Here is a 25,483-nt window from a genome sequence, read left to right on the forward strand (position 1 = left end):
GACAGCCGAAGACCCGTCAGGACGCCGCCTCGCTGACGCGGAGCCGGTCCAGACGGCGATGGCCCCACTCGGCCAGCGGGTCCAGTGCCTTGGCGAGGTCGCGGCCGAACGTGGTCAGCGAGTACACGGTCTTCGGCGGCAGCACATCGTGCACCTCCCGGTGCACCAGGCCGTCCTGCTCCATCTCGCGCAGCGCCTGGGTCAGCACCTTCTCGCTCAACCCGGCCAGCCGGCGGCGCAGTTCGCCGGGCCGGTGCGGGCCGGACTCCAGCAGCCACAGCAACGACGTCTTCCACTTGCCGTCGATCACGGCGATCGCGGCGGTCACTCCGCAGACGTTCGGGTCCTGGGCACGGCTGCGCGTCATCGTCGTCCTCTTCGTCTTCCCCGCGGCCCTCCGGCCGCCCTTGCCCACTGTTCACGATCACTATGTACAGGAGTCGCAACATGTCTACAGCCGTGAATCTTCCTGCCGTCACCGTGCTCGGCCTCGGCCCGATGGGCCGTTCGCTGGCGGGCGCGTTCGTCGAGGCCGGCCTGCGGACCACGGTCTGGAACCGCACGCCCGGCCGGGACCGGGAACTGACCGAGCGGGGCGCGGTCGCCGCGGCGACCGCCGAAGAGGCGGTGGCCGCCTCGGAGCTGACCGTCATCTGCGTGGTCGACTACGACGCCTCCGACGGGATCCTGCGCCGCGAGGAGGTCACCGGCGCGCTGAAGGGCCGTACCGTCGTCAGCCTGACCGCCGACACCCCGCGCCGGGCCCGGGACACCGCCGAGTGGGCGGCGGCCCACGGCATCGGCTACCTGGACGGCGCGATCATGACGCCGGCCCCCAGCATCGGCACCCCGGAGGCCGTCTTCCTGCACAGCGGACCGCGCGACCTGTACGAGCGGTACCTGCCGGTGCTGGAGGTGCTCGGCGGGACGCACACCCATCTGGGGGAGGAGATCGGGCGCGCGGCCACCTTCGACATCGCGCTGCTCGACATCTTCTGGACCGCGATGGCCGGTTACGCGCACGCCGTGGCGATCGCCCGGGCGGAAGGCGTCACCGCCGGGGAACTGGCCCCGTTCGCCCAGGGCATCGCCGCGATCCTGCCGCCCCTCTTCGAGGAGTTCGCGCGGGACGCCGACGACGGCACCTACTCCGGTCGGATCAACCCCATCACCTCGGCGGTCTCCACCATGTCCCACGTCGTCGCCGTCTCCGAGTCCCACGGCATCGACGCGGGCGTGATGCGGTCGGTGGAGGGCCTGGCCCGCCGCGTCATCGGGCTCGGACACGGCGAGGACGGGTTCATGCGGGTGGCGGAGATGCTGGGACGGCACTGACCCGGGGCGGGCGGGGCGGGCCGTCGGGGGTACGAGAACGGGGGCCGCTGGCTGTCAGGGGTGCGGGGTCGGGGCGTGTTGTTCGACGGGGTGGGAGTCGGGGCCCGCTGGCTGTCATGGTGCGGGAGCTGGGGCGTGCCGGCTGTCGGTGTGGGACTCGGTCCGTGTTGTCCGTCGGGGTGCGGCTGTCAGGGCGTGTTGTCCGTCGGGGAGAACCGGGGCGTGCTGCCCGGGCTCGGCGGGTGGCCTTGCACGGCTGTGGTCCGCGCCGCGCTCGGCGGGCTCGCCCGTCCCACCGGTTCGGCGGCGGACTCCGCGACGGCCCGGCGGCGGGTCCGGTGCGCCCATGCCCGGCTCCCGGCCCTCGCGTCCTCGCGTTCTCCCGCCCCTCGCGACCTTCCAACCCGGCCGGGGCCGGGGGCCCTGCCCCAGGCCGCCGGCGCGTCCGGTCCCGGGCCCGCCGGCCGGCTCCCGCGACCTGCCGGCCCCGGCCGGCCGCCCCGCCACCAGGCGTGCCGGGCACCCTTCCGACGACCGCCCACACCCTGGCGGACCTGCGACTTGTGCCGCGCGGTACACCATGGAACGCTTCGGTCCGCCGGCCGTCGCCGGTTCGCCGCCGGTCGCCGCCGGGCCAGGTCCCGGCGGTGCGCGGAGCACGGGCCGTGCGCGAACCTCGCACGGCCCCACGGTCCGACGGCGGCGCGCGGACCGTGCCGGCGGGCCGGAGCGCGCGGGCACCGGGCCGGGCCGGCACCGGCCCCGCCGCCAGGCCGGTCGCGGGAAGGAACGGGGGAGTGACCGATGGAGCTGGAGCTGCGGCACCTGCGGGTGCTGTGCGCGATCGCCGACGAGGGCAGCGTGGGCCGGGCCGCCGCCCAGCTGGGCTACTCGCAGCCCGCCGTGAGCACCCAGCTCCGGCGCATCGAACGGCACTTGGGCGAGCCGCTGTTCGAGCGGGGGCCGGGCGGGGTCCGGCCGACCCGGTACGGCGCCGAGGTGGTCGAACAGGCCAGGGACGTCCTCGCGCGGGCCGCCGCGATCGGGCACCGCCCGGCCGCCGCCCGCCCCCGCCGCACCCTGCGGGTGGCCGCGACCAACTCGCCGATGCTGTCCGGTACGGTCTCCCGGGTCCGCGCCCGGCTGCCCGAACTGACCTTGGCCGTCACCAGCGTCTACGCGTCCTCGCGGATCGTGGAGCTGCTGGAGGACGGCGCGGTGGACGCCGCCATCGCCGCCGACTACCCGGGCATGGAGCTGCGGCACTCGGCCGCCGTACGGCACCGCGGGATCGTCACCGAGCCCACCTTCGTCGCCCTGCCCGCCCGGCACCGGCTGCGGCAGAGCCCCCAGGTGCAGCTCGCCGACCTCGCCGAGGACGCCTGGTTCGTGACCCCGGACGACGGCGCCGGCTGGCCGGGGGTGTTCTACGACGCCTGCGCGGCGGCCGGGTTCACCCCGCGTACCGTGCACGAGTGGCTCGGCGACCAGACCCAGCTGCAGAGCATGATCGCCGACGGTCTCGGGGTGTCCCTGGTGCAGCCGACGCTGCGGCCGATCCCGCACGTCGTGGTCAAGCCGCTGGTGGGCTCCCCGCTGTGGTGCCGTTATGTGCTCGCCTGGCGGCCGGACACCGTCTTCGACGATGTCGTGGAGACCATGGTCCGGTCCGCCACGGACGCCTACCGCGATCTCGTCGCCCAGGCCCCCCACCTGCGCACCTGGGCCTCCCGCACCTGGAGTGCCGCCGGGGCGTAGCAAGCCCCCACCGGTCACCCGGCCCCCGCACCCCCGTACGCGCCTCCGTCCCGGCGACGGGAGAACCCGCGGTCCCCCGAACGGCGGGTCACATGCGCCGCGCGTGGTTCACGTCGCCCGCACCAGGTGGTAGACCGGCGGGGTCACGGTTCCTGTCCGCCAGCAGGAAGGTCACGCCGTATGTCTGCAACACGTCGTCAGGTCCTGTCCGCAGCGAGCGCCCTGGGAGCGGGCATCGCCTTCACCGGGGCCCTGTCCGAGGTCTTCGCGGGTACGGCCGCCGCACAGGGCCTGGGCCGCACCGGTTACGGCCCGCTCGTCCCCGACCCGCACGGCCTGCTCGATCTGCCGAAAGGTTTCCGCTACACCGTGCTGTCCCGCGAGGGCGACCGGCTCCGCTCCGGAGAGGGCCCGGTGCCCTCCCACCACGACGGCATGGCCGCCTTCGCCGGCGGAGCGGGCCGTACGCATCTCGTCCGCAACCACGAGAACCGGGCGACCGCACAGATCCCGGTACCGACCGTCAGAGGTCTCACCTACGACCCGGCGGGCAAGGGCGGCTGTACGGCGCTGACGCTCGACCGGCACCAGCGGGTGCTCTCCGAGCGGGTCGCCATCGCCGGTACCGCCGTCAACTGCGCGGGCGGCCGCACCCCCTGGGGCACCTGGCTGACCTGCGAGGAAACCGAGGACAGAGCCGGCACCGACGGTTACACCAAGGATCACGGCTTCGTCTTCGAGGTGCACCCCACCGACCCGCACCGCACCGGCGCCGTACCGCTGACCGCGCTGGGCCGCTTCCAGCACGAGGCGGTCGCGATCGACCCGCGCGACGGAGTCCTCTACGAGACGGAGGACGCGTTCCAGAAGCCGTTCGGCCTCTTCTACCGCTTCCTGCCGCGCCGGCCGCTGGGCGGTGTCGGCTCGCTGCGCGCGGGCGGCCGGCTCCAGGCGATGCGGGTGCCCGGTGTCGCGGACCTGTCGGCCGTACGGGAGACCGGGACGCGCTTCGACGGCATCGAGTGGGTGGACGTACCCGACCCGCTGGCCGCCGTCACACCGACCAGGTTCCAGGACTACGGCCCCGGCGGCATCACCCACGCGCAGAAGCTGGAGGGCTGCTACTGGGGCGGTGGCAGCGTGTACTTCGTGTCGTCCTTCGCGCGCGGCGCCGACGGCTCCGCGGCCGACCACTACGGCCAGGTCTGGCGCTACGACCCGGTGCACCGCCGGCTGACCCTGGCCGTCGTGTTCGGCCCGGACACCGACGTGCGACTGCCCGGCGAGTCCCCGGACAACATCTGCCTCGCGCCCGGCGGCGGCCTGATGGTCTGCGAGGACGGCAACGGCGCCCAGCACGTCTTCGGGCTGACCCGCCGGGGCGAGGTCTACGCGCTGGCCCGGGGCCGGCAGAACACCGGGACCGACCAGAAGCCGGAGTGGGGGGAGTTCGCCGGGGTCACCTTCGCCCCCGGCGGAGCGACGATGTACGTCAACTGCTACACCCCCGGCACCACGTTCGCCGTGACCGGCCCGTGGTGAGCACGGGCGGCTGACGGCCCGATCGTGCCGGGCCGGGCGGTAGGCGCACGCCCCCGGTCCCGGCACGAGGGACTTCATTGCCTCTCAACTCGCCGTCCCAGGGACGGTGTTATGAGGAGGCGGTGGCATGTGCTATGTCACACGCCATTGTTGGTCCCGGTGCGCGCTGAGACAGTTCCCCACACGCCTCGACACCCCACAGAGGCGCGCCCCTTCGTGGAGGAAACCCCGATGCGCTATCGCTTCGCGCTGCCCGCCCGCGTGCCCAGAGGCGCCGCGGGCCGCATCACCGGTGCCGTCGCCGTCGCCGTCTGCGTCGCCCTGGCCGGCCCGCCGGCCGCGCCCGCGCAGGCGGCGACACCCCGGCCGGCCGCCGCGCCCCGCACGGACCGTCCCGCACCGCCACCGGCCGCCGCGTCCACCGCCGCCACCGAGCGGCCCGCGATCCGGCCCAGCCGGCTCGACCCGGCCCAACTGCCGCCGCGGCAGCCGGTGTCCACCCCTCCGGCCCCGCGCACGGCGAAGGCCGGCTCCTGCGCCCCGGCCGACTTCGGGAGCCGGACCGGCTCCGCCCTCGTCGCCCACGTGAAGGCCGCGACACCGGACTGCGTCAACAGCCTCTTCGCCCTCTCCGGCGGTGACGCGCGCGCCGTCTTCCGGCAGGCCCAGATGCTGACCGTGGCGAACGCGTTCACCGGCACCGCCGCGCAGTACCAGGGCGACAACTCCGGCGGCCTGCTGCAACTCGTCCTCTTCCTGCGCGCCGGCTACTACGCGCAGTTCAACCACCCGCAGGACGTGGGCACGTACACCTCCCGGCTCACCACCGCCGTCACCGGCGGCCTGGACGCCTTCTTCGCCCGGCCGCACTCCCGGGACGTCACGGCGGCCAACGGCGGCATCCTCGGCGAGGCGGTGATACTCACCGACAGCGCCGACCAGCAGGGCCGCTATCTGTCCGTCTACCGGCGGCTGCTGACCGACTACGACGACTCCTACGACGCCGTCGACAGCATGGTCCGGGCCGTCAACGACGTCCACACCCCGCTGTGGCGCGGCAACTGGAACCCGGCCTATGTGCGGGCGGTGCAGGCCGACCCGCGGATCGTCGACACCCTCTACGACTTCGCGCTGGCCCACACCGACCGGCTCGGTACCGCGCTGGCCTTCCTGGACTCCAACGCCGGGATGAACCTGGCGCGTTACGTCGAGCATCCCGAACTACGGGGCATGGTCCAGCCGTTGGCCGGCGACCTGCTGGACCGTACCGCGATGACCGGGCCGACGGCCGCGCTGTGGATGGCCGTCGCCACCCAGGCCGCCGCCTACGACGGGGCGCACTGCGGCTACTACGACGTCTGCGACCTGCCGGGGAAGCTCGACAAGGCCGTCCTGCCGGTCACCCACCGCTGCGACGCGCACATCACCGTCCGCGCCCAGGCGCTGACGGCCACCGACCTCGACGCCACCTGCGCCAGCGTGCTCGGCCAGGACGCCTACTTCCGCTCGGCCGTGGGGTCCGACGGGCCGATCCCCGGCCAGTACGCCGCCACCCTCCGCCTGGTGGTGTTCGCGAGCCGGTCCGACTACCAGACCTACGCCGGCGCGATGTACGGCATCAGCACCGACAACGGCGGCATGACCCTGGGCGGCGATCCGTCGGACCCCGCCAACCAGCCCATGTCGATCATGTACCAGAAACCCTCCGACGACGGTTTCCCGGCCCGGATCTGGAACCTGAACCACGAGTACACGCACTTCCTGGACGCCCGTGACGACATGAAGGGCGACTTCGAGCAGCAGGTGTCGGTGCCGGACGTGTGGTGGATCGAGGGCATCGCCGAGTACGTCTCCTACGGCTACCGCGGCCGCACCGATGACGAGGCGGTCCAGGAGGCCGGCCGGCACACGTACCGGCTGAGCACGCTGTTCGAGAACACCTACGACAACAGCGATGTGACCCGCACCTATCCGTGGGGTCACCTCGCCGCGCGCTACATGGTCGAGCGGCACCCCGACGACGTCCGGCGCATGCTCGCCCGCTTCCGCGCCGGAGACTACGCCGGCGGGTACGCCGTCTACCACGACGGCATCGGCACCCGCTACGACGCCGACTTCGACCAGTGGCTGACGGCGTGCGCCGCGGGCGCGTGCGGCAGGCCGGCCTCGGCTTGACCGCACACCCGCCCACACGGAACGGCCGCCGACCGCGCACCCGGTCGGCGGCCGCTCACGTACGCGAGGCCGGGCGGATCAGACCGCCGTCGCCGGGTACGTCGGGTACTCCACGCCCGAGACGTGCTGGACGACGCGGACGACCTGGCAGGAGTAGCCGAACTCGTTGTCGTACCACAGGTAGAGGATCGCGTTGTCGCCGTCGACCTTGAGGGCGCCGGCGTCCACGATCGAGGCGTGGCGCGAGCCGATGAAGTCGCTGGAGACCGCGTCGGGCGCCGTGATGAAGTCGATCTGGCGCTTGAGCGGCGAGGTCAGCGACACCTCGCGCAGGTAGTCGTGGACCTCCTCGCGGGTGGTCTCGCGGGCCAGCTGGAGGTTGAGGATCGCGATCGAGACGTCCGGCACCGGGACGCGGATCGAGCTGCCGCTGATCTTCGCCTTCAGGTCGGGCAGGGCCTTGGCGACGGCGGAGGCGGCACCGGTCTCGGTGATGACCATGTTCAGCGCCGCGGAACGGCCACGGCGGTCGGACTTGTGGTAATTGTCCAGCAGGTTCTGGTCGTTGGTGAACGAGTGGACGGTCTCCACGTGGCCGCGCAGCACACCGTACTCGTCGTCCATGGCCTTCAGCGGCGGCACGATGGCGTTGGTGGTGCAGGAGGCGCAGGACAGGATCCGCTCCTCCGGCTTGACCGTGTCGTGGTTGACGCCGTGCACGATGTTCGGCACGTCGCCCTTGCCCGGCGCGGTCAGCACGACCTTCTCGATGCCGGGGCGCAGATGCCGGGACAGGCCCTCGCGGTCGCGCCACTTGCCGGTGTTGTCGATGAGGATGGCGTCCCGGATGCCGTACTCGGTGTAGTCCACGGACGCCGGGTCGTCGGCGTAGATCACCTTGATGGCGTTGCCGTTGGCGACGATCGTGCCGTTGTTCTCGTCCACGGTGATCGTGCCCTGGAACTGGCCGTGGATGGAGTCGCGGCGCAGCAGCGAGGCGCGCTTGACGATGTCCTGGGCGCCGCCGCCGCGCACGACGATGGCGCGCAGCCTGAGGCCGTTGCCCGAACCGGCCTTCTCGATCAGCAGACGGGCGACGAGGCGGCCGATGCGGCCGAAGCCGTAGAGGACGACATCGCGCGGCTCGCGGCGCTCGATCTTGTTGGCTCCGGTGGCGCCGGCCACCGCCTCGGCGGTGAACTCCTCGACGCTCAGGCCGCGTTCATCGGCCTTGTACATGGTGGCCAGCATGCCGAGGTCGATCTGGGACGGCCCGAGGTCGAGGGCGGTGAGGGCCTGGAGGAACGGCATGGTCTCGGTGACCGACAGCTCGGCGCCGGCGATCTGCCGGGCGAAGCGGTGGGTCTTCAGGATGCTGACCACCGACTTGTTCACCAGGGAGCGGCTGTGCAGCAGGACGGTCACGTCCCGCTCGCGGTGCAGCTTCCCGATGAGCGGGATCATCGACTCCGCGATCTCTTCGCGGATCTTCCAGTTGGTGAACGAGTCGTCGTTGACAGTCACAGATCCATCTTTCGAGCTAGGCAGCGCTCATATGATAACCACATGGTCGTGACGGGTTTGTAGCCCCCTCCAGGCCACCGCGCCAGGGTGCCGCGCCCCGGGTCAGACGGGCTGTTCCGGCCGTCGCGGCCGGCAGCGGGCGACCAGCCCCGCGCCGGCCACCAGCAGCGCGCTGACCCACACCGGGGAGCGGTGGCCGAGCCCGCCGTCGAGCGCGGCACCGCCGAGGACCGGGCCGAGCGCGGCGCCCACGTTCAGCGCCGATGTCGCGAACGCGCCGCCCAGGGACGGCGCGTCGGCCGCCGCCTCGTACAGCACCCGTGTCACCAGCGTGGAGCCGACGCCGAAGGCCAGCAGACCGAGGACCGGCACCAGGGCGACGGCCATGCCGGGCCGTCCGGCGGCCAGCGCCAGCGCGGTCCACCCGGCGAGCAGCGCGGCGCCGGCGAGGGGCAGCACCGGGCCCGCGCCCCGGTCCGCCAGCCGGCCCGCCGCCGTCACCCCGGCGAACGCTCCCGCGCCGAACAGCGCCAGCACCCCCGGCACCCAGCCGGCCCCGAGTCCGCACACCTCCGTGACCAGCGGTGCCAGGTAGGTGAACGTGCAGAAGGTGGCGCCGTTGACGAGCGCGGCGAGAGCGAGCACCGACAGCAGCCCGGGCCGGCGCAGCGCCCGCAGCTCCGTGCCCGCGCCCGGGACGGGTCCCCCGGCCGCCGGACCACGCGGCACCGACCGGGCGATCGCCACCAGCGCCGGGGCGGACACCAGGGCCACGGCCCAGAACGCCGAGCGCCAGCCCAGCAGTTGGCCCAGGACGGCGCCCGCGGGCACCCCCGCCACACAGGCGAGCGTGGTGCCGCCGAGCAGGACGGCGGTGGCCCGGCCCTTGGCGTCCGGCGCCACCATGCCGGTCGCCGCCGTCAGACCGACGGCGAGGAAACCGGCGTTGGCCAGGGCCGCGACCACCCGGGTCGCGAGCAGGACGGAGAAGTCGGAGGTGAGCGCCCCGACCACATGGGCGGTCAGGAACACCGCGAGGAACACCAGCAGCGACTGCCGGCTCGGCCGGCGCCGGCCGAGCAGCGCCGCGGCCGGCGCGCCCACGACCATGCCGACGGCGAACGCGGACGTGAGCGTGCCCGCCGTGGGCACCGAGACCCCCAGGTCGCGGGCGATGTCCGGCACCAGGCCGGCCAGCATGAACTCGGACGTGCCCTGGGCGAAGACCGCCAGTCCGAGCAGATAGAGAGCGAAAGGCATCAAGACTCCACACACCGTGTCGCGGACGGGTAGCGAGCACGCGAGCCCGTGACGGCCACGACCGGTCGGTGTAGTCCTGGAACGAACGAACGAACGGACAGACGAACGAACGAACGGACGGATGAAACGGCCGAGCGCGCGGGGCATCGCGTGCGGTCCCGGCCGGCACCGCCGCCCGCAGGGGGTGACGCGTCACACGGACGAGTGAGGAGGCACAAGAGAAAGAGGTGCGTGCCGGTCCGGAACCCGGAGGACGGCAGCCCGGTGGTGGCCTGCGAACGACGAAAAGCCACCGGACGGCCGGTGGCTAGTGTCTGGATGCCTCGGGGCTGGACATGCCCGCACGCTAACGCGCGGACCCGGGCGCGCGCCACCGGGTTTTCACCGGCGGCGCACATGGGGGGACGGAGTACGGGGCTGTGCGGAGGCGTACGGCCCTGGGCCGGGTGGTGCGGGTCAGCGGGGGTTGAAGATGACGCTGGCGAAGGGGGCGCTGCCGGCCGCCGACTTGCCGGGGGCGATCCGCGTCGCCTTTCCCTTGCACCGCTTCTCGGTGTAGACGACGAGCGTCTTCTTCGTCGCGTTGCGGGCCCCGCGCGCCTCCTGGGCCATGTCGAAGCACTTGTCGTCCGGCGGGTTCTGGATGCTGTACGCCTTGCCCTCGGGGCCGGTCCAGGCGAAGGTGCCGTCGACGGCGAGCGCGGAGCCCGCGGCGGTCAGGGCGAGGGCGAGACCGCCGAGCACGGCGGCGAGCGGACGACGATACAGACGCATGGGATGTCCTTCGGGTACTTCGGGATCGGGGGGACGACGGAAGACGATGACGGAAGACGATGACGGCGGACGGCGAGTGCGGACCGGGAGGCCGGGAGCGCGGACCGGACCGCCTCCGTAATCTCCCACCCCGCCCCGGGCCGCCCCCGGAGCCGACACGGGCATGTCCACCGTTCGAGTGACGGCGGGCGGCCCGCGGAGACGGTGGCCCGCGGGCCGGCCGGGCGCGTTGTCCCGCCGGGGCCGTGCGAAGCCCCGGAAACGGGGTAGACGGGGGGACGCCCGAGGAAAGGACCGTCTCATGACGACCTATGTGATCAGCGTCCCCGGCACCTTCACCGCCGGGATCGGGACCGACACCCGTACCCGGCTGGCCAGGGCGCTCCGGCCCGCCGATCCGCACGGCACCCGCATGGGCAACGCGGAGGACCTGGACGTGCTCAGCGTCAACGACGACAACACCTTCACCCTGCGCCTGACCGTCGACGCGGACACCCGCCCGCACGCCGAGGAGGCGGCCCGCCGGCTCGCCGGCGACGCGCTGCGGGACGCGGGACTCGACGAGCGCAGCGCACCGCTCGGCCCCGCGGTGGTCACCGGCATCGACTCCGAAATCCGCTGATCATCCTAAATAGGTAAAATCTAGGCGTTTGCTGAAAATTCGGGCTACCGGCCCGCCGAGAGTCACCGCCCCGCCGGAAGTGATCGATGCCCCGCAAGCGCTCCACGGACGAAGGCGACGAGTTGCTCGCCCGACTCGGTTCGCTCACCGCCCAGGCGCGTCGTCGTGCCCAGCTCCAGCGCACCCAGGTCGAGCTGGCCGTCGCCCTCCAGCGGGGCATGCTTCCCCGGGACCTGCCCGACGCCCCCGGCGTCCACGTCGCGGTGCGGTACACGCCCGCCAACCTCGGCCTCAACGTGGGCGGCGACTGGTACGACGCCTTCACCATGCCCGACGGCCGGATAGGGCTGTCCATCGGCGACGTACAGGGGCACAACATCGAGGCCGCGGCCTTCATGGGCCAGGTCAGGGCCGGGCTGCGGGCGCTCGCCTCGGTCACCGGGGAGCCGGGCGAGCTGCTGGCCCGTACCAACGACCTGCTGCTCTCCCTGGGCAGCGAACTGTTCGCCACCTGCACGTTCATGCGGCTCGACCCGGCCACCGGGGTGCTGGAGAGCGCGCGGGCCGGTCACATCCCGTTCGTGTGGGCCACGGCCGACGGGAAGTCCGGGGTGGTCGACGACGAGGGCGGACCACCGCTCGGCATCGAACGGGGCGTCGAGTTCCCGGTCACCCGGCACCGGCTCACCACCGGTGGAGTGTTCGTGCTGCTCACCGACGGTGTCGTGGAGGGGCCCTCGCTGAACATCGAGGACGGCCTGGACCAGGTCGTCCGGCTCGCGGGCATAGCCGCCGTCGCCGGTCTGGAGGCCCACGCGCTCGCGGCGGCCGTGATCAGGGGCGCGGAGAGCGTCGGACACGAGGACGACGCCGCCGTCCTGGTCGTCGGCCTCGACGGCCCCTCCACCGTGACCTGACCTGACCTGACCTGACCGGCTCCGGCTTCGGCCCGTTCCCTCGGCGGCCCGGCGGCCCGGCGGGCGGGTTCCGTGGTGGCCCGGTGTTCAGCCATAAAGCCGGACGAGACCGCGCCTCGCCTCGCCGTGCCGCGCCCGCCGGTGTGAGATGGCTGCTGTGGTGGGTATCGCGGAACCGCGCCGACCGGGCGGCCTTGCCGTCCGGGTGGTCGCCGTCGCCGCCTGCTATTACGCGGCGGCCCGGCTCGGCCTGCTGCGCGAGCTGACCGTCGAGGGCGCCGTCGTCACCCCCATCTGGCCCCCCACCGGCGTCGCCGTCGCCGCCCTGCTGATCTTCGGCCTGCGCTGCTGGCCCGGCGTCACGCTCGGTGCCTTCCTCGCGGTGCTGTCCCTGACCACGCCCGGCGTCGAGGTCCTCGGGGTCCTCTTCGGCAACACCGCGGCCCCCCTGTGCGCGGCGCTCCTGCTGCGCCGGGCCGGCTTCCGTACCGACCTGAGCCGGTTGCGCGACGGCCTCGCCCTGGTGTTCCTGGCCGCGCTGGCGGCCATGCTGATCAGCGCGACCGTCGGAGCCGGCTTCCTCGTCCTCACGGACGGGCTGCCCGCGGCCAGTTTCTGGCCCGTCTGGCTCGCCTGGTGGGTGGGGGACGCGATGGGCGTCCTCATCGTCACCCCGCTGCTGCTGTCGCTGCACCGCGCCCGCCTGCCGTTGCCGCTGGGCCGCTGGCGGGAGGCGACCGCGCTGGCCGTCGTCGCCTGTCTGCTGGTGCCGCTGGCCGCCTACAGCCCCATCAGCACGCTCTTCCTCGTCTACCCGGTCGTCATCTGGGCCGCGCTGCGCTTCCAGCTGGTGGGAAGCGTGCTCTGCGCGCTGCTGACCTCCGTGGTGGCCACCGTCGCCGCGACCGACGGCGTCGGCGCGTTCGCCGGACTCGACCGGATCGCGGTGATGCTGAAACTCCAGGCGTTCAACGGAGCCACCGCCCTGACCGCGCTGCTGCTGTCCGCCGTGATCATCGAGCAGCGCAACACCCGCGACTCGGTCGAGAAGGCCTGCCAGGAACTGGTCGAGGTCCTCGAACACCTCACCGCGGGCGAGGCCCCGCCACCCCGGCCACGCCCGCACACCGACGAATCCGGCGACTCCGACGGCTCCGGCGACCCGGGCGACACCGACGACCGCTCCAGCCCGTCCGGCATCCCCTGACCGGCCCGGCCGGACCCGGACCACGGCATCGATCGACCATCCCCGCCCATTCCCGCCCGCGCGGTGGCGTCAGCGCTCCGAGCGGTTCGTCGGTCCCTCGTCGTCGCTGCCGGGCTCGGCGGCAGGTGTTCCGCGCGAGGTGGTACGGCGCTCGGGGACCGGGGGATGGGCGGCGCCCGTCGCGCCGGCCTGACCGCCGCCCGTCGTGCCGTAGCCCCCGGGAATCCCCGGCGGGGTGTCGGCGGCGGCCTGTGCCTCGCTGATGTGGCGCCGGGCCCTAACCCCGGCCCGGCGCTCCGGGTACGGGTAGTCGAACGGCTCGGCCCCGGCCCGCTCGCGCTCCTCCTCGCGCCGGCGCCGCGCCGCCCGCCCGGCCTCCGTCGCGTCCTCGTTCCGCCGGTCGTGGTCGCGGTCGTATTCGTGCTCGTGCTCGTGCTCGCGTGCGTTCATGCGGCGCCGAGTACCCGGGCGGCGGCCACCGCCAACGTGCGTCCGGCGGGTGGGACGGTGCCGCGCGGGCGGCGGGGACGATGGGCCGGACCCGCACGGGCACAGGGCCGGACCGGGAGGGAGGGGGCGCCATGGAGCAGCGGCCGGTACCAGCACGGACAGCCGGGGACACCCCGGCAGGCGCGCCGCCGCGCCCGGTCCGGGCCGACGCGGTGTGTCGGCACCGGAGCCGTGGTGTGTCGGCCCCTGGAGAAGCCGCGGTGTGTCGGTACCCGGACCGGACAAGCTGCCCGTAGTGTCCGGTTGGTCGCGGTCCCCGAGTGAGTGACGGCAGCGATCGGACGACGGTCAGGGGCGGCGGGGCGAAGGCGGTGGCGCCGTGAGGCAGCGTCACGTCTTCGGCACGGTGTTCACGGTGGAGGCGGCCATCACCGGAGCCGTGTTCCTCGCCGTCCTCGGCCTGCTCGCCTGGACGCTCCTGCGCCACCGGGGCGTCCGCCCCCGGGCCGACGCCGCCGAGCGCCGCGATCCCGGCCGCCGTCCCCGCCCTGCGCCGCTCCCCGCTGTGGGAGCGGATCGCCGTCCCCGCCGCCGTCGCCATGCCGCTGCTGGTGCTCACGCACGCCTGGGCGGTCCTGGGTGACCTCGGTGCCCTGCGGCCACCGTGCGGGGCCCTGGTCACCCAGCCCGTGCTGCTCGCGGCGGCCGGTCCCGGCCCGCACCCGGCAGCGGCTGGACGACGCCGGCCGGTGCCTGTGTCACCGCCGCGGCGGCCACCTGGAAGCGGGTCGGCCGGGAGGAACGCGGGGCCCGGGCGGCGTCCCCGGGCCCCGGGCCCGCTCATTCCGCGAACGGCGCGTTCATCAGCAGGTCCTCCGCGGAGGGCACCGGGAAGCCGGGGAGGTGACGGCGGCCGACCTCGGCGAACGGGTGCATCACCTCTCCCATGGGCTTGGTGCGGCACAGCGACAGGATCGTCTCCAGCGCGACCTTCTTGAACTCCAGCCGGGGGAAAGCGTCGAGCACCTCCGCCAGCGCGTCGGACGGGATCTTGTCCAGCCCGTTGCCCGTGAAGTCGAGTGCGGAACCCACCGAGACCAGGGCGATCTCCGGCCTCTTGCGGGCCGCGATGCCCGCGCTGGTGTGCAGGGCGATCGCATCCCAGACCACGTCCACCCGCCCGGCGGGCACACGCAGCCGGTGCAGGAAGCGGCGCGCGGCGTCGGCGCCGTCGACCTCGAAGCGCTCGGCCGGGGTCTGGAACGCCTCCACCAGCCCGAGGTCGTGCAGCACGGCGGCGACGAACCCCAGCTCCCGGTCGTAGCGCGCCCCCTGCCGGTCGAACACCAGCGCGCCGAAGACATAGCTGCGCAGCACGTGGTTGAAGAGCGACGGCGAGCTGACACTGCGCGCGAAGGCCACGGTGTGCCGGGCCAGCCCGCTGTCGGGGATGCGGACCCCGGCCACCGCCGAGGGCAGCGCGCCGTTGGCCGGGCCCGTCCGGGCGTGGGCGGCGGCGGGCGGACCGGCGAACGCGGCCGCCGCGCCGACCGCGGCGATACCGGCCCCGCGCTGGAGCATCGTGCGCCGGGTTACGTCGCGTCGGTCGGTGTGTGCCTCGGTCATCTGCGTGTTCCTCTCACGGGCGACTGGTCACCGTGAGCCTAGGAACGGCGGCTATGGGCCGACAGCGGCGAAAGTGACAGACAGTCACGGGATTCCGCCAGCCGCTGACCGGCCCGGTCAGAGGCGTCCCCGAGCGCCTCCCGGCGTTCCCGCTGCGGCAGGACCGTGCACGCCGGGCCCTCCGCCGATGCCACCGGCGTGGAACACGCCGAGGAGCAGGGCCGCGCCGCCCGCCGTCAGCAGGCCGCTTCATCACTCGGTGCGGAACAGCGCCCCCGTGGGACACACGTCCCACGTACCAGCCGGGCTGCGAGTCGAGGGAGACACGCACGTGGGCGGGTGACCGCGGCTGGCGGAGGGTGGGGAGGCGCTGCCGGTCAGGCGGAGGCTTGCGCGGTCAGCGGTACGGTCACCGTGACCCGCTTGCCGTGGGCCAGCCAGGTCACCTCCAGACCGCGGGCGAGCATCGCCACCAGGTGCAGACCGTGGCCGCCGACCCGGCGGGGGTCCGGTGGCCGCCTGCGTGGCGGTTCCCGGGAGGTGTCCGTGACGGTGACGCGCAGGGCCCGCGCGCCCGGCAGCAGCTCCAGGCCCAGCGCGCAGGGGCCGGGCGCGTGCTTGGCCGCGTTGGTGACGAGTTCGCTGACGACCAGCTGGGCATCCTGCACCGAACGCCGTGCGGGGGCCGGCCGAGCCCGCGCGAGCAGGTCGGCGACGGCGTCTCTGGCCTCGGCGATGCTGGAGACGCCGGCGTCCCAGGTGCGGCTGTACCGCAGGACCGCCGGGCGGTCCCGGGTGGTCGTCGCGTGCGTCCTGAGCGGGATGTCCATACCTTGTCGCCCTTTTCCTCCGGGGTCAGGGGCCCTTCCTGTGCACAGGGGTGCCGTGCCGTCCCTGCTCGGCTACCCGCTGGGCGGCGGGTCAAGGGGACGTTTGCGAGGAATCCTCCGGATGCGCACGAATGACCGGGCCCGGCGCGCGTGAACGGGCCCGGGACCTCCGCTCGCGCGGGAACTCCCGGGCCCGTTCGGTGGCCGGACCGGCACACACCTCGGTGGTCGGAGCCGTCTTCTCAGTGCTTGAAGACGTCCTTCGTCTTCTCCTTGGCCTGCCGGGCGTCTCCCTTGGCGCCCTGCGCGCGGCCCTCGGCCTCCATGCGCTCGTTGCCGACGGCGCGGCCCAGGGCTTCCTTCGCCTTGCCCTTGGCCTGCTCCGCCTTGCCCTTGGCCTTCTGGTTGCCGGCCATCGTGTGTCACTTCCCAACGTACGACGCGGTCTGTGGTCACCCTCCGGATTGCCGCTGCGCGGGCGTCCAAACCCGGTGGCGGATCAGCGGGCGCGGTGCCGCCGCACGAGGTGGCGTACGACGAACCCCGTGATCACGACGGCGACGCCGAGGACGACGTACAGCTGGTAGCGCCTGATCTCGTCGTAGATCGCGGTGATGTGGTCGCCGGCCAGAGAGGCCAGGGTGGTCCACAGTCCGACCCACAGGGCCGCGCCGAGGGCGTTGAAGGCGAGGAAGCGGCGCCAGTGCATGCCGGTCGTGCCCGCGATGATGCCGTTGGCCTGGCGCAGGCCCTCCACGAACCGGGCCACGGTCACGATCTTGCCGCCGTGCCGGGTGAAGAATCCCTCGGCGGCCTCGAACCGCTTCGGGGTGAGGAAGACAAACCGGCCCCACCGGTGTACGAAGGCCCGTCCGCCGACCCGGCCGATCAGATAGCCGAGGTTGTCCCCGGCGACGGCCGCGGCGAACGCGATGAGCCCCACGGCCACCACGTTCAGCCGCCCCGCGCCCGCGTACACCCCCGCCGCGATGAGCATCGTCTCGCCGGGCGCGGGGACCCCGAAGTCCTCCACGAAGACCACGGCCCCCACGGCCCAGTAGCCGTAGTGGCCGAGCAGCGGTTCCAGATGGGCCAGCGGTCCCGGTAGGGGAGGCGACGACATGTCTCCACCGTACGTCGGTGCCGCGGCGGTGATCAGGAGCGGCTGACCGGGGTCTCCTGGTCCGGGGCGAGGGGGTCCGGGCCGCCTTCGGTCCCGGCTAGCGTCTCAGCCTCCGTCCCGGCCTCCGCCTCACGTCCGGCCCCCGTCCCGGCCGACACCTCACGCTCGGCCCCCGGCTCCGGTGCCGGGCGCGCGCCGCCCCGGCCGCCGGTCAGCCGGAGGGCGAGCGGCTCGGTGTACCGGGCGGTGAGCGGGCCGATGACGACCAGGATCAGCACATAAGCCGTGGCCAGCGGGCCGAGGTCGGAGTCGATGCCGGAGGTGACGGCGAGTCCCGCGATGACGATGGAGAACTCGCCGCGGGCCACCAGGGTGCCGCCGGCCCGCCAGCGGCCCCGGCCGGAGATGCCCGCGCGGCGGGCCGCCCACCAGCCGGTGGCGATCTTGGTGAGGGTGGTGACGGCGGCCAGGGCGAGCGCGGGCAGCAGCACCGGCGGAATGCTCGCCGGATCGGTGTGCAGGCCGAAGAAGACGAAGAACACCGCCGCGAACAGGTCCCGCAGCGGCGCCAGCAGGTTGTGCGCGCCCTCGGCGACCTCCCCGGACAGGGCGATGCCCACCAGGAACGCGCCGACCGCCGCCGAGACCTGGAGCTGCTGGGCGACCCCGGCGACCACCAGGGTCAGGCCGAGCACCACCAGCAGCAGCTTCTCGGGGTCGTCGGTGGAGACGAAGCGGGAGATGTGCCGGCCGTAGCGCACCGCCACCAGCAGCACCACGCCCGCCACACCGAGCGCGATGGCCAGCGTCACGCTGCCCGCGGCGATGCCGGTGCCGGCCAGCAGGGCGGTGACGACGGGCAGGTAGACCGCCATGGACAGGTCCTCCAGCACCAGGATGCTGAGGATCACCGGGGTCTCCCGGTTGCCGATCCGGCCCAGGTCGCCGAGGACCTTGGCGATGACGCCGGAGGAGGAGATCCAGGTGATGCCGGCCAGGACGACGGCGGCGATCGGGCCCCAGCCCAGCAGCAGGGCCATGGCGGCGCCGGGCAGGGCGTTGAGGGTGGCGTCGACGATGCCGGCCGGGTACTGCGTTTTCAGGTTGGAGACCAGGTCGCCGGCCGTGTACTCGAGGCCCAGCATCAGCAGCAGGAGGACGACACCGATCTCGGCGCCGATGGCCACGAACTCCTCGCTGGTGCCGAGCGGCAGCAGTCCGCCCTCACCGAAGGCCAGCCCGGCCAGCAGATACAGCGGGATGGGCGAGAACCGCAGGCGGGCGGCGAGCCGGCCGAGCAGCCCGAGGCCGAGGATGATCGCGCCGAACTCGATCAGGAAGACCGCGGAGGAATGCACCGGCGCTCACTCCCGGCCGAGTATGGCGGCGGCGGCGTCCACGCCCTCGCGGGTGCCGATGACGATCAGCGTGTCCCCGCCGGCCAGCCGGAAGCCGGGGCCGGGGGAGGGGATCGCCTCGGCGCGGCGCAGGACGGCCACGATCGACACGCCGGTCTCCGTGCGCATCCGGGTGTCGCCGAGGAGCCGTCCGTTCCAGTGGGAGGTCCCGGACAGCTCGATCCGTTCGGCCACCAGGCCCAGTTCCGTGGTGGACAGCAGGGTGGGGCTGTGGTGGGTCGGCTTCAGGGCGTCCACCAGGGCCTCCGCCTCCTGCCCGGTGAGCCGGACCGACAGCGCGCAGGCGTCGGGGTCGTCGCTGCGGTAGGCGCTCAGGGTGCGCGAACCGTCCCGGTGGGCGACCACCGACAGATTGCGGCGCTCGCGGGTCGTCAGGTCGTACCGGACCCCGATGCCCGGCAACGGTGTCCTGCTGGTGCGTGCGGAACTCATGGCAGCCCCCTGCCCTCGCATTTGAATATTTCTTGGTGAAACCGTTACCCGAGCCTATCCGGAAGGTGATTCTTCCAGGGCGGGGCGAGGGGGCTGGGGCTAAGGGCGGGGGCTGCCGGACTCTTCCCGGGCGGGGCCCGGCTGGCAGGCGTGGCACAGCTCGTGGTGGCCGTCGCGGGTCACGACGGTGCCCCAGCCGAGACACTGCTCGCAGTCGCGGGCGAGGGCCACGTCGGGGCGGGGCGGCAGAAGGGGGCTGCGGTGGGCTCCGTGCGCCATACGGGGAACGGCTCCTTGAGATCGCGGGTCACGCGAAGGGCGGGCTGACAACGTCGTCCGGTGAACTCCATTATGTCCTACTTTTTCCCTACGTCTGTGGCGTGCGTCATATTCCCTGCTCACAAGGCAGGAGGGAGTGGTTCCGTTTCCGGTCCGGCGAGAAGGGCAGGCGGTGATCGAAACGGCGAGCGGAAGGAGGCGCTCATGAGCGGTGAGCGGTCCGGCGGGGAGTCCATGCCCGGTGGGGAGTCCATGCCCGGCGGGGAGGGAAGTGCGCGGAGCGGGCCGCGGGTGCCGAGGGCCGTGGCCCGGCTGCCGCACCAGGTCCGCGAGGAGCTGAGCCGCAGGCTGCGCCGCAACCGGCGGGCCTTCCGCGCCGACGACGTCCAGGTGGTCGAACCGCCGCTGCTGCGGCGCGCGGTCGGCGCCTCCGCGCTCGGCAACTGCATGGAGTGGTTCGACTTCGGCGTCTACAGCTACCTCGCCGCCACCATCGGCAAGGTGTTCTTCCCCGGCGCCTCCCCGGCCGCCCAGGTCATCTCCTCGTTCGCGACCTTCGCCGCCGCCTTTGTAGTACGGCCCCTCGGCGGACTGGTCTTCGGGCCGCTCGGCGACCGGATCGGCCGGCAGAAGGTGCTCGCCACCACCATGATCATGATGGCCGCGGGCACCTTCGCCATCGGTCTCATCCCGGGCTACGCGACTCTCGGTATCGCCGCGCCCGTGCTGCTCCTGCTGGCCCGCATGGTCCAGGGCTTCTCCACCGGCGGCGAGTACGGCGGGGCCACCACCTTCGTCGCCGAGTACTCCCCGGACCGCCGGCGCGGCTTCCTCTCCAGCTGGCTCGACTTCGGCACCTTCGCCGGCTACGCCCTCGGCTCGGCCATGGTCACCGCGCTGAACCTGGTCCTGACCGACGACCAGATGCTGTCCTGGGGCTGGCGCGTGCCGTTCCTGGTCGCCGGGCCGCTCGGTGTGATCGGTCTGTACATGCGGATGAAACTGGAGGAGTCCCCGGCCTTCCAGCAGCAGCTGGACGAGCACGAGAAGGCCTTGGCGCAGGAGTCGGCCGGCAGCGAGTTCAAGGACATCGTCCGCAACCACTGGCGGGCCCTGCTCGTCTGCATGGGCCTGGTACTGCTCTACAACGTCACCAACTACATGGTCACCGGCTATCTGCCGACCTACCAGACCGAGACCCTGCACCGCTCCAGCGGCTCCGCCGACCTGCTGGTGCTCGTCGGCATGGTGTGGATCGTCATCCTGATCACCTTCCTCGGCCGGCTCAGCGACCGGGTGGGCCGACGGCCGCTCTACGCCGTCGGAGCCGCCGCGATGATCGTGCTCGCCGTGCCGGCCTTCCTGCTGATCAAGGCGGACGGCACCTGGCCCCCGATCGCCGGGGTGCTGATCCTGGCCACGCTGCTGGCCTGCTTCGCCGCGCCCAGCGCCGCCACCCTGCCCGCGCTGTTCCCGACCGCCGTGCGCTACGCGGCCATGGGTATCGGCTTCAACTTCGCGGTCGCCGCGTTCGGCGGCACCACCCCGCTGGTCACCGCCGCGCTGGTCGAGCTGAGCGGCGACGACCTCATGCCCGCCTACTACCTGATGCTGGCCGGCGCCATCGGCCTGCTCACCGTGCGGTTCCTGCCGGAGAGCGCCCAGGTGCCGCTCAAGGGCTCGCAGCCGATGGTCGGTTCGCGGGAGGAGCGGCGCGAACTCATCGCCACCTCCAAGGAGCTGTACGCCTTCGCGCGGGAGCGGGAGCGGGAGCGGGAGCAGGGGCAGGAGCGGGCGCGGCGGGGTTGAGGGCCCGCGCGGGCTATATCTCCGCTATGCGGAAGAGTAGTTCCGTCGACTTGACCTGGTCGTGCCGTGGTGGTGTTACCCGCGGTACAACATCGCGGCACGCTCAACTTCGCGCCCCGCTTCGCCTGGCTCGGCCAGATCGTGCTCAACGGCCAGCCGAGCCGAACGCGCGGCGGCCCGCGTCCGCGCCGGGAGCTGAGACGCCCGGAGCCGGGCCGGCCCCGGCCCCGCACCGGCCCGACCTTTCGAAGGTGTGTCCCGGCTGGTGGGGCGCACTCGCCCGGTACGCCCCCCACGAGGAAAGATGTGCGGTGAGCGAACGACCCACCGATGCGGAGGAACCGTACTCATGCCGCACGAACGAGCCGGCCGGCCGGCCCGTCCCGAGGACCTTGTCGACGTGGCCCGGCTGGTCACGGCGTACTACACGCTGCACCCCGACCCGGCCGACCCGGCACAGCGGGTGGCGTTCGGCACCTCGGGGCACCGGGGCTCGTCCCTGGCGAGCGCCTTCAACGAGGACCACATCGCCGCCACCAGCCAGGCCATCTGCGAATACCGTGCCGCCCAGGGCACGGACGGCCCGCTCTTCCTGGGTGCCGACACACACGCCCTGTCCGAGCCGGCGAAGGCCACCGCGCTGGAGGTCTTCGCCGCCAACGAGGTGAACGTGCTCATCGACGACGCGGACGGCTACACGCCCACCCCCGCCGTCTCGCACGCGATCCTGACGCACAACCGGGGCCGCGCCTCGGGCCTCGCCGACGGCGTGGTGGTCACCCCCTCGCACAACCCGCCCGCCGACGGCGGCTTCAAGTACAACCCGCCGAGCGGCGGCCCGGCCGCCTCCGACGCCACCGCCTGGATCCAGGACCGCGCCAACCAGATCATCGCGGGCGGCCTGAAGGACGTACGCCGGCTGCCGTACGCCCGCGCGCTCGCCGCGGACACCACCGGCCGCTACGACTTCCTCGGCACCTACGTCGGCGATCTGCCCAGCGTGCTGGACCTGGACGCCATCCGCGCGGCCGGGGTGCGCATCGGCGCCGACCCGCTCGGCGGCGCCTCCGTCGCCTACTGGGGCCGGATCGCCGAACAGCACGGCATCGACCTGACGGTGGTCAACCCGCACACCGACCCCACCTGGCGGTTCATGACCCTGGACTGGGACGGCCAGATCCGCATGGACTGCTCCTCGCCCCACGCGATGGCGTCCCTCATCGAGCAGCGCGACCGCTTCCGCATCGCCACCGGCAACGACGCCGACGCCGACCGGCACGGCATCGTCACCCCGGACGCGGGCCTGATGAACCCCAACCACTACCTCGCGGTCGCCATCTCCTACCTCTTCCGGCACCGCGAGCGGTGGCCGGACGCCGCGGGCATCGGCAAGACCCTGGTCTCCTCCACCATGATCGACCGGGTCGCCGCGGACCTCGGCCGCCGGCTGGTCGAGGTGCCGGTCGGGTTCAAGTGGTTCGTGGACGGACTCGTCGGCGGCGACCTCGGGTTCGGCGGCGAGGAGTCGGCCGGCGCCTCCTTCCTGCGCCGGGACGGCTCGGTGTGGACCACCGACAAGGACGGCATCATCCTGGCCCTGCTCGCCGCCGAGATCACGGCGGTCACCGACAAGACGCCGTCGGAGCACTACGCCGCCCTGACCGGCCGCTTCGGCGCCCCCGCCTACGCCCGCATCGACGCGCCCGCCACCCGCGAACAGAAGGCGCTGCTCGGCAAGTTGTCGCCGGCCCAGGTCACCGCGGACACGCTGGCCGGGGAGCCGGTCACGGCCGTGCTCACCGAGGCCCCTGGCAACGGCGCCGCGATCGGCGGCATCAAGGTCACGACCGAGAACGCCTGGTTCGCCGCCCGGCCCTCGGGCACCGAGGACGTCTACAAGGTGTACGCCGAGTCCTTCCTCGGCCGGGACCACCTGGCGCGGGTGCAGGAGGAGGCCCAGGCCGTGGTGCTGGGCGCGCTCGGCGGCTGACGGTTCCACGGGGCGGCTCCCGGCGGGGGCCGCCCCGGCTCAGCCGCGCCCGCGCCCCCGCTCCAGCCGGCCGAGGACGGCCTGCGCCATGGCCGCCTCGCCCCGGGCGTTGGGGTGCGCGGGCGCCGCGGGCGCGGCCGGGCGGAGCGGTTCGATCCACCGGTCCGCGGGCGCCTGGCACATGTCGTGGCCGGCCGTGGGGCCGTAGGTGTCCACGTATTCGGCCCGGTTCACCCCGGCCACCAGCCGCAGCATCCGGTTCAGCCGTTTCTCGGTGTCCCGCAGGTAGGGGAAGTCCCCCGCCGCGAACGGGACCTGGGGGAAGCAGCCGCCGCCGTCGTCGGGCAGCAGGTCGGGATAGCCGACGACGAGCACCCGGGCGTGCGGGGCGCGGGCGCGCACCGCACGCAGCACCCGGTCGACCTTCGGGGCGGTACGCAGTACGGCGAGGGCCAGTTCGTCGTGCCCAAAGGCGCGGTACGCGCGCTCGCAGGGGTTGCCCGCCGGGTCCTGGGCGGAGAGCCGGGCGCAGGTGTCGATGATGGAGCCGAAACCGACGTCGTTGCCGCCGATCTGCACGGTCACCAGGCCGGTGTGCCGGTTCAGCGCGTCGAGCTGGGGCGGGTTGCCGCCCTGGGCCCGCCACATCTGGGCGGTCGTGGCCCCGCCGCAGCTGACGTCCGTGAACGCGCTCGTGCGCCGCTCGGCGGCCACGAGCGAGGGGTAGTTGTGGTCCGAGCGGGCACAGCCGGGGTCCACCTGCGCCGGGATGCCGGGGCCGGAGGTGTAGGAGTCGCCGAGCGCCACGTAGGCGGCCGCGCGGCCGTGCCCGCCGGGGCGCGTAGCTGCGTGCCCGCCGGAGTGCGCGCCGGCCGGTGGTGCCATGCCGGACGCGGCCAGGACGCATCCGCCCAGCACCGCCGCCACGGCGGCGGCCCGCCGTCTCGCCGGTCGTCTCTCGCGCGCCATGCGCCCTCCCCCTGTGCTTGCCCTCGCGGGTCGACCGGATCTGTATACCGTCCGGTGCGTCCCGCCGACCAGAAGCGGGAAGCGACGGTTTCCGGGGGAGGGGCGACGGTGTCCGGGGAGGGGCGGGTCAGGCCCCGGACACCTGGAGCAGGGAGTCGTCCTCCGGGCGGGCCCCGGACAGGCGGTGGCGGGCGGCGATCAGGGCCATGTCGACATCCCGGGTGCCGGTGGCCACGCACAGCGTGTAGGAGACGTCCGCGAGCCGCTGCCGGGCCTCCGGGGTGCTCTCCTCGGCCCCGAGCAGGGACAGGGTCTCGTACTGGGCGATGAGGTCCTCCAGTACCGCGGGGTGTGCCATGAGCATGCGCTTCGCCTCCTGATGATCCGCCGGACGATCGAATTCGCAGGCCGGATACCCCCAAGGCACGCGTACATGCCCCGGTCGGCGCCGCGTATCACGGCCGGAATCCGTCCTGTGGCCGGAAATGGTCCGCTTTACAAGCGGTGGCCCCCGTTCCGTCGGTATCCGGGACGGCGCGTACGCGCCAACCGCGTACGGTGTGTCACCGTCCCGCGACGGCCCGCTCTCCTCCCGTGTCCACCACGCCCGGCGTGCACGGATGCGACAGGGGCCGGGGTGACACGGCTTCACCGCAACTTCTTCACACGGCGATCACTTTCGGCCGATCCGGCTCCGGATCCCTGCACGGGTGCAGACGCCACGCCGGGCCCGTGCCTAGCCTCCCGGGCCATGCGATCACCTCTGCCGAGACGCCTCGGACTCACCGCCGTCCTCGCCTTCCTCCTCGCCGTCTTCGGCCTGGCCCCCAGCGCGAGCGCCGACCCCGCGCCGACCACCCTGACCTTCGCCACCGACTCGGCCACCACCACGCCCGGCGGCACGGTGAAGCTGTCGATGACGCTCACCAACAACAAGACCTACGACGTCTGGTTCGTGTACCAGACCATCGACCCGACCTGGCTGACCACCCAGCGCCCGGACCTGAAGTACAGCTTCACCGGCTGCAGCCTGGCCACCGCGGCCGGCAGCACCCCGTGCTCCGGCACCGGCCCGAACAACCTCGGCGCGAACTACGGCGCCACCATCCCGCCCGGCCAGAGCCGGACCGTCACCCTGACCCTCCAGGTCGCCGCCGACTCCGGCTGCAACGGCAACATCGGCTTCTACTCGTACTACTACGCCGAGTTCAGCGACACCAGCAACACCAACGGCGGACCCGTCTACACCCCCGAGACCCGGGTGCTCTGCGCCTGACGGGCACAGGGGCGGCCGTCGGCCGGTGGCCGGAAACAGACCCGGCCGCGAGCCCGTCACGGGGCGCGCCGCGACACCTCGCCCGGCGGACCGCATGGTCCGCCGGTGCGTCGTACGGCGGCCGGACCAGCCAGCCGCACCCGCTCCGCGCCCTGTACCACCGCACC

Annotated in this window: 24 protein-coding genes; 10 read left to right on the top strand and 14 right to left on the bottom strand. The window is 73.3% G+C overall.

Translation table 11 applies throughout. From position 1 onward, the window contains the following. Window positions 1-16 precede the first annotated feature (16 nt). On the bottom strand, window positions 17-367 hold the full coding sequence (locus IH25_RS0122045) for a winged helix-turn-helix transcriptional regulator (protein ID WP_030613149.1): 351 nt from the start codon (window positions 365-367) through the stop codon (window positions 17-19). A gap of 80 nt (window positions 368-447) precedes the next feature. Here IH25_RS0122045 and IH25_RS0122050 point away from each other — a divergent pair, with 80 nt between their 5' ends. The 4 genes from IH25_RS0122050 (at window position 448) to IH25_RS0122065 (ending at window position 6,810) form a co-directional block, all read left to right on the top strand. Next, window positions 448-1,335, top strand: a complete 888-nt coding sequence (locus tag IH25_RS0122050; protein ID WP_030613153.1) for an NAD(P)-dependent oxidoreductase — start codon at window positions 448-450, stop codon at window positions 1,333-1,335. Window positions 1,336-2,139: 804 nt separating this feature from the next. Further along, window positions 2,140-3,093, top strand: coding sequence for a LysR family transcriptional regulator (locus IH25_RS0122055; RefSeq protein WP_030613156.1), 954 nt, complete (start codon window positions 2,140-2,142; stop codon window positions 3,091-3,093). A 180-nt stretch (window positions 3,094-3,273) separates the two neighbouring features. Further along, the gene (locus tag IH25_RS0122060) at window positions 3,274-4,635 is read left to right on the top strand and encodes an alkaline phosphatase PhoX (RefSeq protein ID WP_030613159.1); all 1,362 of its coding nucleotides are present in this window, start codon (window positions 3,274-3,276) and stop codon (window positions 4,633-4,635) included. Window positions 4,636-4,866: 231 nt separating this feature from the next. Next, window positions 4,867-6,810 (top strand): collagenase, encoded by a 1,944-nt coding sequence (locus IH25_RS0122065; protein WP_030613162.1) that lies wholly within the window; start codon window positions 4,867-4,869, stop codon window positions 6,808-6,810. A 78-nt stretch (window positions 6,811-6,888) separates the two neighbouring features. Here the strand turns inward: IH25_RS0122065 and IH25_RS0122070 are convergent, their stop codons facing one another. The 3 genes from IH25_RS0122070 to IH25_RS0122080 form a co-directional block, all read right to left on the bottom strand. After that, the gene (locus IH25_RS0122070) at window positions 6,889-8,334 is read right to left on the bottom strand and encodes a glyceraldehyde-3-phosphate dehydrogenase (RefSeq protein WP_030613165.1); all 1,446 of its coding nucleotides are present in this window, start codon (window positions 8,332-8,334) and stop codon (window positions 6,889-6,891) included. A gap of 102 nt (window positions 8,335-8,436) precedes the next feature. After that, window positions 8,437-9,594, bottom strand: coding sequence for a Cmx/CmrA family chloramphenicol efflux MFS transporter (locus IH25_RS0122075; RefSeq protein WP_051754072.1), 1,158 nt, complete (start codon window positions 9,592-9,594; stop codon window positions 8,437-8,439). 456 nt (window positions 9,595-10,050) lie between these two features. Continuing rightward, on the bottom strand, window positions 10,051-10,368 hold the full coding sequence (locus IH25_RS0122080; RefSeq protein ID WP_030613170.1) for a hypothetical protein: 318 nt from the start codon (window positions 10,366-10,368) through the stop codon (window positions 10,051-10,053). A gap of 301 nt (window positions 10,369-10,669) precedes the next feature. On the opposite strand from IH25_RS0122080, the gene IH25_RS0122085 reads away from it, so the two are divergent. The 3 genes from IH25_RS0122085 to IH25_RS0122095 all read left to right on the top strand — a co-directional run bounded on the left by IH25_RS0122085 (window position 10,670) and on the right by IH25_RS0122095 (window position 13,114). Beyond that, complete coding sequence (locus tag IH25_RS0122085) at window positions 10,670-10,990, top strand: hypothetical protein (RefSeq protein ID WP_030613173.1); 321 nt, start codon at window positions 10,670-10,672, stop codon at window positions 10,988-10,990. A gap of 86 nt (window positions 10,991-11,076) precedes the next feature. Then, on the top strand, window positions 11,077-11,907 hold the full coding sequence (locus IH25_RS0122090) for a PP2C family protein-serine/threonine phosphatase (RefSeq protein ID WP_030613175.1): 831 nt from the start codon (window positions 11,077-11,079) through the stop codon (window positions 11,905-11,907). Between the two features lie 148 nt (window positions 11,908-12,055). Continuing rightward, window positions 12,056-13,114 (top strand): MASE1 domain-containing protein, encoded by a 1,059-nt coding sequence (locus IH25_RS0122095; RefSeq protein WP_051754073.1) that lies wholly within the window; start codon window positions 12,056-12,058, stop codon window positions 13,112-13,114. Window positions 13,115-13,183: 69 nt separating this feature from the next. Here the strand turns inward: IH25_RS0122095 and IH25_RS0122100 are convergent, their stop codons facing one another. The 8 genes from IH25_RS0122100 to IH25_RS0122135 all read right to left on the bottom strand — a co-directional run bounded on the left by IH25_RS0122100 (window position 13,184) and on the right by IH25_RS0122135 (window position 19,272). After that, on the bottom strand, window positions 13,184-13,564 hold the full coding sequence (locus IH25_RS0122100; RefSeq protein WP_051754074.1) for a hypothetical protein: 381 nt from the start codon (window positions 13,562-13,564) through the stop codon (window positions 13,184-13,186). An 840-nt stretch (window positions 13,565-14,404) separates the two neighbouring features. Then, the gene (locus IH25_RS0122105; protein ID WP_030613183.1) at window positions 14,405-15,190 is read right to left on the bottom strand and encodes an HD domain-containing protein; all 786 of its coding nucleotides are present in this window, start codon (window positions 15,188-15,190) and stop codon (window positions 14,405-14,407) included. 377 nt (window positions 15,191-15,567) lie between these two features. Then, a complete protein-coding gene (locus IH25_RS0122110; RefSeq protein WP_030613186.1) occupies window positions 15,568-16,020 on the bottom strand; it encodes an ATP-binding protein in 453 nt (150 codons plus the stop codon). A 242-nt stretch (window positions 16,021-16,262) separates the two neighbouring features. Then, a complete protein-coding gene (locus IH25_RS39675) occupies window positions 16,263-16,436 on the bottom strand; it encodes a CsbD family protein (RefSeq protein WP_078844359.1) in 174 nt (57 codons plus the stop codon). Window positions 16,437-16,519: 83 nt separating this feature from the next. Continuing rightward, complete coding sequence (locus IH25_RS0122120) at window positions 16,520-17,143, bottom strand: DedA family protein (RefSeq protein ID WP_030613189.1); 624 nt, start codon at window positions 17,141-17,143, stop codon at window positions 16,520-16,522. Between the two features lie 32 nt (window positions 17,144-17,175). Continuing rightward, on the bottom strand, window positions 17,176-18,501 hold the full coding sequence (locus IH25_RS0122125; protein WP_078844360.1) for a cation:proton antiporter: 1,326 nt from the start codon (window positions 18,499-18,501) through the stop codon (window positions 17,176-17,178). 6 nt (window positions 18,502-18,507) lie between these two features. Continuing rightward, window positions 18,508-18,993, bottom strand: coding sequence for a cation:proton antiporter regulatory subunit (locus tag IH25_RS0122130; protein ID WP_030613195.1), 486 nt, complete (start codon window positions 18,991-18,993; stop codon window positions 18,508-18,510). Between the two features lie 99 nt (window positions 18,994-19,092). Beyond that, a complete protein-coding gene (locus IH25_RS0122135; RefSeq protein WP_030613200.1) occupies window positions 19,093-19,272 on the bottom strand; it encodes a hypothetical protein in 180 nt (59 codons plus the stop codon). A gap of 252 nt (window positions 19,273-19,524) precedes the next feature. Here IH25_RS0122135 and proP point away from each other — a divergent pair, with 252 nt between their 5' ends. Next, the gene (gene proP, locus IH25_RS0122140; RefSeq protein ID WP_107058437.1) at window positions 19,525-21,081 is read left to right on the top strand and encodes a glycine betaine/L-proline transporter ProP; all 1,557 of its coding nucleotides are present in this window, start codon (window positions 19,525-19,527) and stop codon (window positions 21,079-21,081) included. Window positions 21,082-21,430: 349 nt separating this feature from the next. Continuing rightward, window positions 21,431-23,071: a phosphoglucomutase (alpha-D-glucose-1,6-bisphosphate-dependent) gene (pgm, locus tag IH25_RS0122145; protein ID WP_030613205.1), complete on the top strand. Its 1,641-nt coding sequence runs from the start codon at window positions 21,431-21,433 to the stop codon at window positions 23,069-23,071. Between the two features lie 39 nt (window positions 23,072-23,110). Here the strand turns inward: pgm and IH25_RS0122150 are convergent, their stop codons facing one another. Then, a complete protein-coding gene (locus IH25_RS0122150; RefSeq protein WP_030613209.1) occupies window positions 23,111-24,040 on the bottom strand; it encodes an SGNH/GDSL hydrolase family protein in 930 nt (309 codons plus the stop codon). Window positions 24,041-24,167: 127 nt separating this feature from the next. Continuing rightward, window positions 24,168-24,404, bottom strand: coding sequence for a DUF5133 domain-containing protein (locus IH25_RS0122155; RefSeq protein WP_030613210.1), 237 nt, complete (start codon window positions 24,402-24,404; stop codon window positions 24,168-24,170). A 387-nt stretch (window positions 24,405-24,791) separates the two neighbouring features. Here IH25_RS0122155 and IH25_RS0122160 point away from each other — a divergent pair, with 387 nt between their 5' ends. After that, on the top strand, window positions 24,792-25,316 hold the full coding sequence (locus tag IH25_RS0122160; RefSeq protein ID WP_030613212.1) for a hypothetical protein: 525 nt from the start codon (window positions 24,792-24,794) through the stop codon (window positions 25,314-25,316). Window positions 25,317-25,483: the final 167 nt, after the last annotated feature.

Source organism: Streptomyces achromogenes subsp. achromogenes (genome assembly GCF_000720835.1).
Taxonomy (GTDB): Bacteria; Actinomycetota; Actinomycetes; order Streptomycetales; family Streptomycetaceae; genus Streptomyces; species Streptomyces achromogenes.